Source organism: Draconibacterium mangrovi (assembly GCF_010586825.1).
Classification (GTDB): Bacteria; Bacteroidota; Bacteroidia; order Bacteroidales; family Prolixibacteraceae; genus Draconibacterium; species Draconibacterium mangrovi.
In genome coordinates this window covers 516915-530243 of record NZ_JAAAGB010000002.1, presented here as the reverse complement: position 1 = coordinate 530243, position 13329 = coordinate 516915, and the positions used below count along the sequence as shown (strand labels likewise).

12 protein-coding genes are annotated in these 13329 nt (G+C 35.7%); 8 read left to right on the top strand and 4 right to left on the bottom strand.

Features of this window, described 5'->3' with window-relative positions:
• Positions 1–10 precede the first annotated feature (10 nt).
• Entirely contained in the window at positions 11–1288 is a 1278-nt protein-coding gene (locus G4420_RS09215; protein WP_163323354.1) for a TolC family protein, read from the top strand.
• Positions 1289–1566: 278 nt separating this feature from the next.
• Here G4420_RS09215 and G4420_RS09210 read toward each other — a convergent pair whose 3' ends face one another.
• Complete coding sequence (locus tag G4420_RS09210; protein WP_163323353.1) at positions 1567–2568, bottom strand: YhdH/YhfP family quinone oxidoreductase; 1002 nt, start codon at positions 2566–2568, stop codon at positions 1567–1569.
• Positions 2569–2704: 136 nt separating this feature from the next.
• On the opposite strand from G4420_RS09210, the gene G4420_RS09205 reads away from it, so the two are divergent.
• Positions 2705–3040, top strand: a complete 336-nt coding sequence (locus G4420_RS09205) for a winged helix-turn-helix transcriptional regulator (RefSeq protein WP_163323352.1) — start codon at positions 2705–2707, stop codon at positions 3038–3040.
• A gap of 55 nt (positions 3041–3095) precedes the next feature.
• A complete protein-coding gene (locus G4420_RS09200) occupies positions 3096–4082 on the top strand; it encodes a phosphotransferase (protein WP_163323351.1) in 987 nt (328 codons plus the stop codon).
• Between the two features lie 67 nt (positions 4083–4149).
• On the opposite strand, the gene G4420_RS09195 is transcribed toward G4420_RS09200, so the two are convergent.
• Positions 4150–5406, bottom strand: coding sequence for an NAD(P)-dependent oxidoreductase (locus G4420_RS09195; RefSeq protein ID WP_163323350.1), 1257 nt, complete (start codon positions 5404–5406; stop codon positions 4150–4152).
• A 234-nt stretch (positions 5407–5640) separates the two neighbouring features.
• Here G4420_RS09195 and G4420_RS09190 point away from each other — a divergent pair, with 234 nt between their 5' ends.
• The 5 genes from G4420_RS09190 (at position 5641) to G4420_RS09170 (ending at position 10062) form a co-directional block, all read left to right on the top strand.
• The gene (locus G4420_RS09190; RefSeq protein ID WP_163323349.1) at positions 5641–6714 is read left to right on the top strand and encodes a sensor histidine kinase; all 1074 of its coding nucleotides are present in this window, start codon (positions 5641–5643) and stop codon (positions 6712–6714) included.
• Positions 6689–7453: a LytR/AlgR family response regulator transcription factor gene (locus tag G4420_RS09185; protein WP_163323348.1), complete on the top strand. Its 765-nt coding sequence runs from the start codon at positions 6689–6691 to the stop codon at positions 7451–7453. The genes G4420_RS09190 and G4420_RS09185 overlap by 26 nt, the downstream gene beginning before the upstream one ends.
• Positions 7454–7671: 218 nt before the next feature.
• Positions 7672–8100, top strand: coding sequence for a DUF2141 domain-containing protein (locus G4420_RS09180; RefSeq protein WP_163323347.1), 429 nt, complete (start codon positions 7672–7674; stop codon positions 8098–8100).
• 87 nt (positions 8101–8187) lie between these two features.
• Positions 8188–8952, top strand: a complete 765-nt coding sequence (locus G4420_RS09175; protein ID WP_163323346.1) for an SDR family NAD(P)-dependent oxidoreductase — start codon at positions 8188–8190, stop codon at positions 8950–8952.
• Positions 8953–9066: 114 nt separating this feature from the next.
• A complete protein-coding gene (locus tag G4420_RS09170) occupies positions 9067–10062 on the top strand; it encodes a DUF6268 family outer membrane beta-barrel protein (RefSeq protein WP_163323345.1) in 996 nt (331 codons plus the stop codon).
• Positions 10063–10118: 56 nt separating this feature from the next.
• On the opposite strand, the gene G4420_RS09165 is transcribed toward G4420_RS09170, so the two are convergent.
• Both G4420_RS09165 and G4420_RS09160 read right to left on the bottom strand, forming a co-directional pair.
• On the bottom strand, positions 10119–10673 hold the full coding sequence (locus G4420_RS09165) for a Crp/Fnr family transcriptional regulator (RefSeq protein WP_163323344.1): 555 nt from the start codon (positions 10671–10673) through the stop codon (positions 10119–10121).
• Positions 10674–10736: 63 nt separating this feature from the next.
• Entirely contained in the window at positions 10737–13259 is a 2523-nt protein-coding gene (locus G4420_RS09160; RefSeq protein WP_163323343.1) for a glycoside hydrolase family 2 TIM barrel-domain containing protein, read from the bottom strand.
• Positions 13260–13329 lie beyond the last annotated feature (70 nt).

Below are 13329 nucleotides of genomic sequence, written 5' to 3'. Positions count from 1 at the left end.
TATATGCTCAATGATATTAGTATCAATAGGATGCTATGCCCAGCAAACAATTTCCCTCTCACTTGAGCAATGCAAAAAAATGGCTCTGCAACAAAGTGAAGATATGAAGATTGCAGGTAATGCTTCTATTCAGGCTCAATACGACAAAGACATTGCATTTAGTAATTACCTTCCTAATATTGAGGGATCTGCAATGGGGATTTACATGGCTCCCGATATTGATTTAGGAAGCTCAAGTCTGGTTATTAAGGGCATGTATACTGCAGGATTCACTGTACAACAACCCATTTATGCTGGTAGTAAAATAAGGACTGCGAATAAACTTGCCGAAATTGGATTAAAAAGCAATGCCGAACAGGAACGTATTACAAAAGCAGAAGTAATTGCTGATGCAGAAAATAGTTATTGGAGTTTTATTGCAGTGCTTAATAAAATTAAACTGGTTAAAGCCTACGAATCGCAACTTGATACTTTACAACAACAAATGAAAGTATCACAGGAATCCGGAATGATTACTGAAAATGATTATTTGCAAGTGGCAGCAAAACTTAGTGAAATCAAATATCAGATGTTAAAGGTAAAGAATGGTGCGAACCTACTAAGGTTGTCATTATGCTATGTTACCGGACTCTCTCCTGAAACTGAAATCATACCAACAGATACGATTATAGATATAAATGGCATACATAGTTCAGATCTTGATTTATCAAATCGTCCTGAAATAAAGCTTTTAAACATTGGTGTTGAAGCCGGTGAACATCAAATTAAAATGGCAAAAGCAGATAACCTGCCGCAATTGGGTGTGGCTGCAGGTTATACCTGGTATGGAAATATAAAAACAGAAGGAATTACAGAGTATGAAGGAGAACAAGTTCCGTATTCAGAAAAAATAAACGGTGCAATATTTAATGCGATAGCATCCCTATCTGTTCCTATTTTTCACTGGGGTGAAGGACAAAAACATGTACAAAAGGCACAAATTGATTTAGAGAATGCAAAATATCAGAAGGAAAAAAACACACGTTTAATGACTTTGGAAGCCACAAATGCATTAAACAGTCTGAATGAAAGTATTGCCTTGATTGATGCTGCGGAATTTGCCATGAAACAAGCAAATGAAAATTTACGGGTAATGAAAAGTAAGTATGAGGTCCAATTGGCACCGTTATCAGATTTACTTGCTGCTCAGGCTCAATGGCAAGAATCGAATAGTAACGTTATTGAAGCCAAAACACAATATAAAATCTACGAAATTAACTACTTAAAAGCAGTTGGAAGATTAGATTAGTTACAATGACTGATAAGGATTAGTACTGAAAGAATATTTCGTTCATTATTTACTGTTTAACGACAAAACCAGGAGATCATGTTATAATAAACAAATGGGGAATAATAATCTGATTGAAACACCAAACAATTAGTATATTCTTTCGACTGTTCGAATATCACAAATGATTCAATTATTTATTAATAGCTACTTATGAAAGAATAATAAAAATTAGAAGAAAATAACTAATTGATTTTAAGCGAAGCTAGCCGTCAATTTTCAATACTTACAATGTGTATTTATCCTACCAAAGTCAAGATTGTCCTCCCCTTTAGTTTTCCTTGCAGCATTAAGTCAATTTTATCCTGAACATCCTCAAGCTTAATTTCATTGCAAGTATCGTTTAAAAGCTCCGGTTTCCAGTCGTTAGCAAGTTTCTCCCATACTTTGGTCCGATAATTCATTGGATAGTTTTGAGAATCAATTCCAATAAGTGCAATGCCTCGAAGAATGAACGGGAACACTGTTAAATCAAGTTTTGGAGAGGCCACATTACCACAGCAGGTTGCTACCCCAATTGGGGCCAAAGATTTTATGATATTTTCAAGAATAACACCTCCAACAGTATCTATTGCCCCAACGAACAATGGTTTCAATAATGGTTTTTTATCTAATTCTTCAAATTCGTTGCGCAATATTATTTCTTGTGCGCCAAGGTTTAGGAGATAACTGCGTTCCTTTTCTTTTCCGGTAATAGCAACTACATGATAACCTAATTTACTCAGTATTGAAACGCTTAATGCACCTACACCTCCCGTAGCTCCTGAAACAACGATTTTACCATCTTCAGGTTTAATCAACTCAGTAAGTCGCAAAACAGACATTCCTGCAGTTAACCCGGCAGTCCCATATGTCATCGCTTCTTTCATGGTCATTTTTTCAGGCAGTTTTACTGCCCATTCAGATGGAACTTGAATATACTCAGCAAATCCACCATCGGTATTCATTCCTAAATCGTAACTGGTAACAATGACCTTTTCTCCCACTTTTAACGATTCGCAGTTAGATTTTTCGATTATTCCTGCGGCATCAATCCCCGGAGTATGAGGATAGCTTCTTGTTACTCCCTTATTGCCTATAGCCGACAATGCATCTTTATAATTTAATGAACTGAAGTGCACTTTTACCAGGATTTCATTCTTCTTCAAGGCGCCAAATTCCATATCTTGAATCGAACCAATATAATTACCCTCTTTCTCTTCAACACGAAAAGCCTTAAATGTGGAAGTATTCTGTACCATATTTTGTTTTTTATTTTACCTATTTTTGTACAAATCTCGGTATAAATATTTTGCTTATCAACACCTTACAAAAAGGTAGCATACGAACATTTATTACTGTTTTTACTATTTTCAAGGCTTAGAGGGGGAGAGAAAAATGAAAAAAAGTTATTGTCCGATTGATACATTCATTAATACAGTTAAAGGAAAGCGAAAAGGCACAATCATTCTACACCTTTATCAAGGGGATAAGAGGTATAGTGAGTTAGTTAAACTATTGGATGATATTAGCGAACGCATGCTAACAAAACAACTTAAAGAATTGGAATCAGACGGATTAATCACCCGGACAGTATTCCCTGAAGTTCCGCCAAGGGTTGAATATAGTTTGACAGAGCTTGGCAAAGAAATTCACCCTATCCTTAAAGGAATGTACAAGGGTGGAATCCTTTTCGAAAAAGTCATTGATGTCAAACCTACAACAATCAGGTAAGACCTAAGAAATCAATAACCAAATCATTCTCAACAATCAACACAAAAAAATCCTAATGACAACTTTTCCAGTAATCGCTTCTATCCTGTCAGAAGAGGAACTCGGCGATTTTATAAAAATAAGATACCGATTAAGTGAGAATTTTGAATGTAAATTATTCAGAACAGGATTAAATCATACTTATATCATTTCAAATCCTACTAAGAAGTATGTTGTCAGAGTATACTGCCATAATTGGAGAACTAAAATCGAAATTCAAGAAGAACTAAATCTTCTGAGATTACTTCAAGAAAATAACCTTTCAGTTTCATTTCCAATTTCCGATAAAAATTTCAATTACATTCAAGAAATAAATGCGCCCGAAGGAACTCGTTATGCCGTATTATTTGCATTTGCAGAAGGTGAAAAAATGCGGTTTATGAGCAATGATACGTGTTTTGCAATTGGTTCTCTAGTGAGTGAAATTCATAGTATAACGAAAAACAAATCAATTAACAGAACAAATTACAATTCGGAACAGCTTTTAATTAACTCATATAAGCAATTAACCCAATTTTTTTCCGAGGAATTGCCCGAAATGAAATATCTAAAAGAAATAGGAAATGAGATTTCTAAAACGTTTCAAAAAATTAATCAATCTGATTTTCAAAAAGGAATAGTCCATCTTGATATTTGGTATGACAATTTTAGCGTTAAAGATGAGAGCGAAATTACCATATTTGACTTTGACAATTGCGGCAATGGATTATTGATTTTAGATGTTGGTTATTTCTGCAAACAATTATTTTTCATCGAATCTGAGAAAAAAATATACGAATCAAAAGTTCAAAGCTTTCTTACAGGCTACCAGCAAAGAAGTCAACTTACAGATGAAGAGATAAGTCTAATTCCGGAAGCAGGTGCTTCTATTTTCATCTTTTATCTCGGTGTACAAGCTCAAAGGTTTGACTGGTCAAATATATTCCTGACTGAAAACTATTTAAAGATGTTTGTTGGTAGAATAAAATCCTGGATCGATTATTACAAGCTAAACAGGGATTAACACTATTATAAAAACACTAATAGTATGGGATTAATTCATGCCTTCCTAAATTTCCGTTACCTATCTTCTATTTAACTGCCGAAATACTTGTAAATACGCTCCAATCACAATGTTCTTTGCCTAATTCCATAGCTTGCTCCATTTTTGAAATAATAATAGGTGCATAGTTTAATGAACCTGAGGTAACATTTGATGCCTGAAGCATAAGCTTTACATCTTTCAAGCCTCCTGAAAGTTCGAAGCCAACATTGTCTTCGTAGGATTTATCCATAATTCTTTTTGCATAAAATTTAAGAATTGGATTGGAATAGCTGGATTCAAAGATTTGTTTGTAAAAGGCTCTGCCAATTCCAGTTGCATCGCCCATGGCGTACAATTGGCCCATTAACTCCATATTAGAAACCGCAAAATAGTTTACTGAAAGTTTTGCATAATTTGCCAGCCATGGTTCTTTACCAATGATTAGCGTTGCAGCCGAATACGCTGAAGTTATAGCTCTGCACTGATCAATGAGCGACTCATCACCGGCCATCAAAGTCAATAGTTCTCCTGCCTCTGCTGCATCTGGTCGTCCAACTACTGCGCCCATAACAAAATGGCTTCCATGTTTACGGTGTATCTCTTCCAGTTTTTTCGACATTTCAGGTGAAATGGTTGTAGCACAAAGATGAATGCCTCCTTTTGTTAAACCAGCTAATATTCCATCTTCAGCGGTCACAATATTCAGCACTGAAGCATCATCCATAAGTGATGTAACTACGATATTTGCAAAGCTGGCAGCTTCTGCCGGAGTTTTGGCTAATGTAGCACCTTTATCCAAAAATGGCTTTGCTTTCGCGCTTGTGCGATTATACACAACCAAATCAAATCCCGCTTTTTGAATGTTAGTTGCAATACCTTTACCCATTTTACCGAGCCCAATCATGGCTATTCTTTGCGGGTTTTTGTTTTCTGCTTTTTTGTCACTGGCTTTCATCGCTTTTATCAGCAAACCAAACCATTGCGCAACTGATAAATCACCAATCATTTCTACATCTCCTCTATCCATTGCCCGGAATAATGCCTGAGGATCGCTACTGGTCATGGTGTTAAAAGCAATTTGGGCATCTTTCCAAACCATCTGCACATCGGCATCTCCGGTTTTTTCAATTTTTGTAAATATGTGGCCTTTCGTAAAGCTAAAAAGTCGCCCGGTGCTACGATCGGCGGTTCGAATTAATATTGAGCCGGTTTTGGTGCTTAATCGACGCTTAAAAAGTTCATTCTTTTTATTCGCCATTCTCATTTTCAACGATAATCCAAATAATAATAATGTAAGTTTCATGTTTCTGTTGTTTAAAATTTATGCAACAAAGGTCAGAAATCAACAATGGCCGGACGATAACAATTGTTAATTAATCTCCTTTCATTCTATTTTAGAGAAAGTATTGGTGTACCATCTAAATGATTAAATTAGTTGTTCAACCGGGAATTTGTCCCGTTGCCTAAAAAAAAGATTCAGGCATCTATCGAGTTATTTAATTTTGTAGTTAATTTTCAATGATTTAAAACAATATATATGTTGCTTGAATTGAATAAAATAAAAAAGGCAAAATCAAACATTCCAGTTCGACAAATAAGCCTTGTTAATGTTGGGCTAACAGTAGTTGTTACACTGTTTGCGTTAACATTCTCATTGATAATGAAACATGATTCAGATAGTCTTCAACAGTCAATTACTATTTCATTATTAAGTATAATAATAACATTGCTGACTTCTTTTACAAATCTTGGATTAGCTATTCTAACGGAAAATTTATATCAAAATACTTCAAAATATAAATTAGCCTTTGTTTTAATTAGTAATACGATTAATACGATTATCGCGATTATAATAGTTTTTATTTATTGTATAGTTCGGGATGTAACCTTTACAATAGGGACAAGCTTCTTCATCATAGTAGATATTGTAATTCTTAATACCTTAGTATTAATGATGCAAAATTTTGTTTTGGTCAATTATGCAAAAACTAAAGCCGAAATTGAAAACTCAAGATTAAAGGTTGCGAATGTTGAGGCTTCCAACCAATTGTTGAGACAACAGATACATCCTCATTTATTATTTAATGCGCTTAGTATACTGTTGTCATTAATAATGACGGATACAAAGGCCGCAGAAAAGTATTTAATTAATCTATCTGATTTTCTTCGAAGATCCATATCGAATCAGAACAAAAAAATAGTTAAAATAGAGGATGAATTAAAATTTTGTAATGAATATGTAGAGTTACAAAAAGTAAGATTTGGCGATGCACTTTCTTATTCGGTAGATATACCGGAAGAAATTCAGGAAGACAAATCGATACTTGCTTTTTCTATTCAGCCATTAGTTGAAAATGCGATAAAACACAACGAACTCACATCCGAAAATCCACTGGTTATTAGCATTAAAGAAAAGGATGGATGGATTAAAGTCAGTAACCGCAAACAAATCAAACGATTCAAGGAAGTCTCAACAGAAACAGGCTTGGCTAATTTATCTGAACGATACCGTTTATTAGCGAATGAAGATATTATTATCGAAGAAAATGATCTGGAATTTTCAGTAATTCTAAAAATCATCGAGAATGAAAATAATTATAATAGAAGATGAAAAGATTTCGGCCAATTATTTGGCGGCACTTATTAAAGAATCAGAACCGAATGCAGAGATAGTTTCCACTATTTCCTCGGTGAAGACAGGAATAGAATATTTTCAAGATAATCCTGCTCCGGATTTAATCTTTAGCGATATTCAGTTAGGAGATGGATTAAGCTTTGAGATATTTAGAGAGGTTAATGTTTTAACTCCGATAATATTCTGTACGGCGTATGATGATTATGCCATAAATGCCTTTGAAACAAATAGTATCGCGTATATTGTCAAACCGTTTACATTGGGTTCGATTAAAGATGCTTTTAAGAAGTATAAAGATTTACAAAAGATGCTCTTGCCCAATGATGCACAGTACAGAGCAATTATGGGCATTCTGCAAAAGAACGAGAATCAGGTTTCATCTTCAATTCTGGTTTATATTAAAGACAAAATAAAGCCGGTAAAACTGGACGACATCGCTATGTTCTACATTGAGAATGGCATTACCTACCTGACAACATTCGACAATCAAAATTATACAACGAACAAAACACTTGAAGTTCTGGAACAAACTATCGGGACAAACTTTTTTAGGGTAAATCGCCAATTTATCATTAATCGTAAATCAATAATTGAAGCTGCCCAATATTTTGGAAGAAGAATCTCATTGCACCTGAAAGTACCGTATAAAGAAAAGATTATCGTGAGTAAAGGAAATGTAGCCAAGTTTCTTAACTGGCTGGAATACTCGGAATAAATCATTGCAAATATTACTCTTTAATTGAAATAGAAATAGAATTGAGGATGTCCCGTAAATATTCGGACATCCTTTTTTTATTCTTTTTTCTTATCTACACTAATTCATTCATTTCACATAGTGCCCATTCATCCCGCAATTTGCCCCGTTGACTATATTTTTCATTAAAACCCTCCTCATTACCAGCTAGTTTAGTGGTGTAATTAAAGAATGTATTTATGAGATTTTTCAAATTCTTGGTTGTTGTTTGCTTGTCAGTTATAGGGCAATATGCACATGGTCAGTCAACCACATTAATCGTAACTGTTCCGAATATCAATCCGTTAAAAGGTGAAATACAAGTAAGTGTATATGATAATGACGAATCGTTTTTAAAAGAAAATGAAGAGTACAAAATTTATCGGTTTAAAGTTGAAGAGGCCAAAGGAAGAGTTGTTATTAATGATTTACCTGAAATAGAATATGCTCTCATAATTTATCACGACGAAAACGACAATAAAAAAATGGACAAGTCGATAATCGGTATGCCAAAAGAAGGGTATGGATTTTCAAAAAACGTTAAACCAGGTTTGTCGCGTCCCGATTTTAAAGATTGTAGCATTCTTTTGAATAAAGATGTCGAAACAGAAATAAAGCTCATGTATTAAAAGAGCTTGTTGCAAGGCTCTTAATTAAGTGTATGACTGACAGATTTAAAAGCATTAATAAAATCACAAACTAAAAAATTTAATAGTATGGAAGGTTTAAAAGATAAAGTAATAGTGTTCGCCGGTGCAGGCGAAATCGCTGATGGAGTTGCTAAATTTTTAGGTGCCGGAGGCGCTAAAATTGTTGTTGGTGACATTATAAAGGCAAACGCTGAACGATGCGTTGCTTCAATAAAAGAAGCAGGAGGAGATGGAATCGCAACCAAAACTGATATTTCAAGTCAGGAAGACGTGAAGGCACTAATCGATTTGGCGATTAGTGAGTATGGTAAAATTAATGGCTTGTTTAATGTTGCAGCCAATATTAATCCGGCGGAAGTGATGAAAGACACAAACCCAGTTGATATTGACTTAGCGGATTGGCAGCGCAACATTGATATTAATCTTACCGGGTTTATGCTTACCTCAAAATATGCTATTCCCCACATTCTGGAAGCCGGTGGAGGATCAATAGTAAATACTGTTTCAGATGCATTATATGCAGGTATGCCCGATAAGGTGACATATGCGGTTACAAAAGCAGGAATCGGAGCAATGACAAGAAATGTAGCAAGCCGATTCGGTAAGCAAGGTATCCGCTGTAATGCAGTTTCGCCAGGTTTGGTTATGACAGAAAGTGGTCTTCAAAATTCGGAGCAAATTGTGGGTATGGTATTGCAAATGATTCCGGCACCACGCGTTGGAAAACCTGAAGATATGGGATCCATTGTAGCCTTCCTGCTTTCAGATCTATCAGAATGGATTACAGGGCAGTCAATCTGTGTTGATGGTGGTGCTGTAATGAGAACTTAATAAGTACTACGAAGTATCAACACATAATAGACAGAAACGAGGGTGTCCAGGAATAGTTGGGCATCCTCTTCTTTTATAGAAAATTGATTTCAAAATCTATTATCAAATTCTCTTATGGCAACCGATACAAGCGACTTCTATTTAGCGTTTAAAGAAAGAAGTAAAGGCTATCTCCTATTCCTTGCACTTATTCTGTTTACACATGTTTTATGCGCGCAAACAACAGCCGAAGACTCAAAAAAGGGATTAAATACAAAAAACAGTATAGATACGACATCCCAAGTTCCGCTAACAAAATTTCCGTTGGCTACGACTGATTTCCTTTATTATCCAAAGTCAAACTTTAAAACCAAATCGGAAAATGGAAGAATTGGCATGAACGAATATAACTTTACGTTACAGTATGCCATTCCTTTAAAAGAACGGAAATTATATTTTTATAATAAGATTGATCTTTCTGTATTCAGTTATAATGTTTTTCTGGAATCTACAGATTTGGAATTTCAGGAGACATATCGTTCTTTAGACTTCACTGTTGGGTTGATAAAAGTATTGCCTAAAAATTGGAGATTGGCATTAAATTTTTCTCCGACATTGGCATCAGATTTTAAAGACAAATTAAGTTCAGACGACTTTATATATCAGTTTTCAGCTTTAGCTGTAAAAAGGGCAAAAGATAACTTTCAATATGGGATGGGAATAGCCTATACCAGTAGGTTTGGAAAACTAACTTTACTCCCCTTGATAAACCTGACATACAGAAAAAATAAATGGCTGACATCATTCTTGCTACCAACCTACATGTCGCAGTTTTACTGTTTTAACGAAAGCTCCAGAATCGGTCTGTCGGCAAATGTTAATGGAGATTACTACAACGTTCGTTTTGATGCAATTCCTACTACAATAGATTTAAACAAATCCTCCTATTCAAGAATAACGATTGGCCCCGAATACCAGTTTAAACTCTTTGGAGACTTATATTTGGATACCGGAATCGGAATATCCGTAAGAAATATTTTGGCGATTCAGAACGAAGATTTAAAAGAAGAACTAAGCCTGGATGTGGATAGTAAATACTTTTTCCGTATGGGATTAAAAATATTAAAATAAGGATGCATTCACCGCTTATAAAGTGAGTGCATGGCGCCAGCTATAATTAAATATTTCTACTTTCTGTTTCTGATCCGACTAAGTGAGATTGCTGTAATTCCCAGAAAAGAAGCAATGTAATGCTGTGGAACCCGTTTAATGATTTCGGGTTGGTTCTGAATTAAATCTTTATACCTTTCTTCCGGACTATCCTTGATTCTTGAAAGGAAAAGTTGACCGTAGTTTCGTAGCCGTTGAAAAATTAAATTTTGAAACTCAAGCTGTAATTTTGGATAGGTTTGTATAAGTTCGTCGAAATCATCTTTCCTAATTGAAATCAAAGTAGATGGTTCAATGCTTTCAATGGTAAAAAGACTTGTGTTGTTGCTCATGAAACTATCAATGGAAGCAACCGCTTGTCCTTCAAAAAAGAATTGGAAGGTTATATCTTTTCCATCTTTATTAAACCACTCTCGCAAGCATCCTTTTTTTATGAGGTAAATATGCTTCGAAATTTCCCCTTCCTGTAACAAGATTTTTTTTGAGGTAATTTCTCTTTCAACAAATACCTTCTGAAAGCGCAACCAACTCTTCTCGTCTTCCTTTATTGTATTTATCAATTCATCGATCATTACTACAAACCTACAACATTAAATGACCACGAACCTGTTTTTTTCAATTCAACGTTTTAATATTTATTCTGAAACAATTTTTAGTTCTTCATCAGTTAAATTTTGAGAATGAGCTTTTAATATTATTTCACCAGCTGTAGCAAAAGGACGAATAACAACCTGCGCTTTTCCCTGATAGGTTTTTAAGACTGTGCTGTTAAAACTCTCCATGTCATTGGGACTTGCATTGCCCGAAGCAATAATTTCACCATTTCCTGATATAGATAATTCAATTGTTACATCATTAGTTGGAACAAGTTGTCCTGATTCATCCATCACTTCAACCTTTACGAATACTACTTCTTTACGATCAGCTTTCAATTTACTCTGCTCTGCAGTAAGCCTAATGGTCTTTGGTTCTTTAGCAGTTTTTAATATTTTGCTTTCAACCTCTACCCCGTTCTCGTAACAAGTGGCTTTTAATTCTCCGGGTTGATATGGCACCTCAAATGTGGCGATGTATTTATCTGCTTCAGTTAATTCCTTTTCAGCAAACCATTTACCTTTCAATTCCAGCTTAACCTGAGAAGCCCTTGTAAACACTCTTACATGAAGTACTTTGCCTTCACTTCCCGGCCAGTTCCAATGAGGAAATTCCATTGGCCACGACCACGCTCCGGCTGTTTCTATCATTCCTTCAGGGATTGGCTCGTGTACATTTATTTCAAGATTACTATTTCCCCAGATTACATCGCGATAAAGCATTTGAGGAGTTTTCTCCCCGGATATATCAATGTCTCCGCAATTGGCAAGAAAATAGGGCCAGTTAGATGGACGCATCGCCTGAAGATCAAATATATTTACACCTTCCGGCAGTTTAAATCCGGAGAAATTCCCTGAAAATCCCACTCCCTGACTTTCCGGAACATAATTCGGTTTTCCGATAGATACCTCGCCCAGGTAGTCCCAGGCTGTCCATATAAAATCACCTATAACATAAGGGTGCTTTTCTACAGTTTTCCAATAATCATATGCCGATGTAGCGTAGGACTCTGACATATAAATTATTCGCTCCGGGAATTTCTGATGATCGTATTCTACTTCATCGATCATATAATTATAACCACAAACATCAAGCAGATCAAACATTGGAGTTGTTGACTCCCACCCTTTGGGATAGAAAAATCCTGTTACTCCCATGGTCACCGCGCGCGTATCATCCAACTCTCTGACACGTTTTGCCAGTTGAGTACCAATTCGTAAACGAGTTGAATCCTCCGGCTCAAAAATTTCATTTCCAATACTCCACATGATAATGCTCGGGTGATTCCGATCGTGCATCATCCAGTTTGTTACGTCTTTTTGCCAGTAATCTTTAAAAAACTGCGAGTAATCCTGTGGGTTTTTATAGTTCTCCCAAATATCTGTAAATTCACTAATAACCAGCATTCCATGTTTGTCGCAAGCCTTATAAAAAGCGTCGGAAAATGGATTATGAGCACAGCGAATTGCATTGAAACCATTGGCTTTTAATACCTCAACTTTTCTCTCTTCTGCTCTTTCAAATGCAGCTGCACCAAGCAATCCGTTATCATGGTGGATGCATGCACCTTTTAGTAAAACTGATTCTCCGTTTAGAAGAAATCCTTTATCGGCAGAGAACTCCAAATTACGGATTCCAAAAGTTTGATCATATATGTCTTTTACCTCATCCCCTACTTTAACGACCACTTCTGCGGTATAAAGATTAGGCGAATCAAGCGACCACAAAACAGGACTTTCTACATTGATCTGGTTTTTAGAAACTTCTTCTGATTTTGATGGGATTATAATTGATCCGGTCGTAGTACCGACTATATTACCGTCCGAATTTTTGATATTTATTATTATCTCAGCATTTATTTCTGTTTCATTGTCGTTCTGAACCGTAATTTCAGCCTCGACAACTGCTTCGTTGTGATTGATTTCCGGCGTAGTAATTTTTGTTCCCCACACCCCAACATGAACAGGATCAGTGACCTGTAAATACACGTTTCGGTAAATTCCAGAACCGCTATACCAGCGCGAATTTCGGCCAATATTTTCAACCTTTACTGCAACTACATTCGATTCTTCTGCCGTGTTCAAAAACGGTGTAATATTGATCCAGAAAGGAGTATAGCCATTTTTATGAATACCGGCTTTATGGCCATTCACCCAAACTTCCGATTCCATGTAAACACCTTCAAACTTTAATATAACGGTTTTCCCTTCATCCTTTTTATCGATCGAAAAAGTTTTTCGGTACCATCCGGTTCCTCCCAAAAAATGTCCGGTTGAATTTCCGTTCCCAGGAGACTTTTTTGAGAAAGGACCAATCTGGTCAGCAGCATCTTCTCCATCGATGTCCATCAAACTAAAATCATGAGGAAGATCAACCTCCAACCAGGCAGAATCGTTAAATACCAATTGTTCCGCTCCGCCAATGGAATCACGTATAAACTTCCATCCGTTATTAAATAACTGCTCACGCTCGTTGTCCATATTATCGGATTTTGAATTACATCCCCAACTTATCGATAGGAAAAAGATTAAAGCATAAAATCCTGCTCGGTAATGATAGATCATATTGTACAATTTTAAAGGTTTGTAGTTTCCTGGTTTAGATTTTTGAGAAGTGAAAACAGCTGATTATACA

Bases quoted from the DNA above. Each gene is read 5' to 3' on its own strand.
- G4420_RS09185 (WP_163323348.1), top strand. From the start codon at position 6,689: ATGAAAATAATTATAATAGAAGATGAAAAGATTTCGGCCAATTATTTG.
- G4420_RS09215 (WP_163323354.1), top strand. From the start codon at position 11: ATGATATTAGTATCAATAGGATGCTATGCCCAGCAAACAATTTCCCTC.
- G4420_RS09175 (WP_163323346.1), top strand. From the start codon at position 8,188: ATGGAAGGTTTAAAAGATAAAGTAATAGTGTTCGCCGGTGCAGGCGAA.
- G4420_RS09195 (WP_163323350.1), bottom strand. From the start codon at position 5,406: ATGAAACTTACATTATTATTATTTGGATTATCGTTGAAAATGAGAATG.
- G4420_RS09200 (WP_163323351.1), top strand. From the start codon at position 3,096: ATGACAACTTTTCCAGTAATCGCTTCTATCCTGTCAGAAGAGGAACTC.
- G4420_RS09190 (WP_163323349.1), top strand. From the start codon at position 5,641: ATGTTGCTTGAATTGAATAAAATAAAAAAGGCAAAATCAAACATTCCA.
- G4420_RS09205 (WP_163323352.1), top strand. From the start codon at position 2,705: ATGAAAAAAAGTTATTGTCCGATTGATACATTCATTAATACAGTTAAA.
- G4420_RS09160 (WP_163323343.1), bottom strand. From the start codon at position 13,259: ATGATCTATCATTACCGAGCAGGATTTTATGCTTTAATCTTTTTCCTA.
- G4420_RS09210 (WP_163323353.1), bottom strand. From the start codon at position 2,568: ATGGTACAGAATACTTCCACATTTAAGGCTTTTCGTGTTGAAGAGAAA.
- G4420_RS09170 (WP_163323345.1), top strand. From the start codon at position 9,067: ATGGCAACCGATACAAGCGACTTCTATTTAGCGTTTAAAGAAAGAAGT.
- G4420_RS09165 (WP_163323344.1), bottom strand. From the start codon at position 10,673: ATGATCGATGAATTGATAAATACAATAAAGGAAGACGAGAAGAGTTGG.
- G4420_RS09180 (WP_163323347.1), top strand. From the start codon at position 7,672: ATGAGATTTTTCAAATTCTTGGTTGTTGTTTGCTTGTCAGTTATAGGG.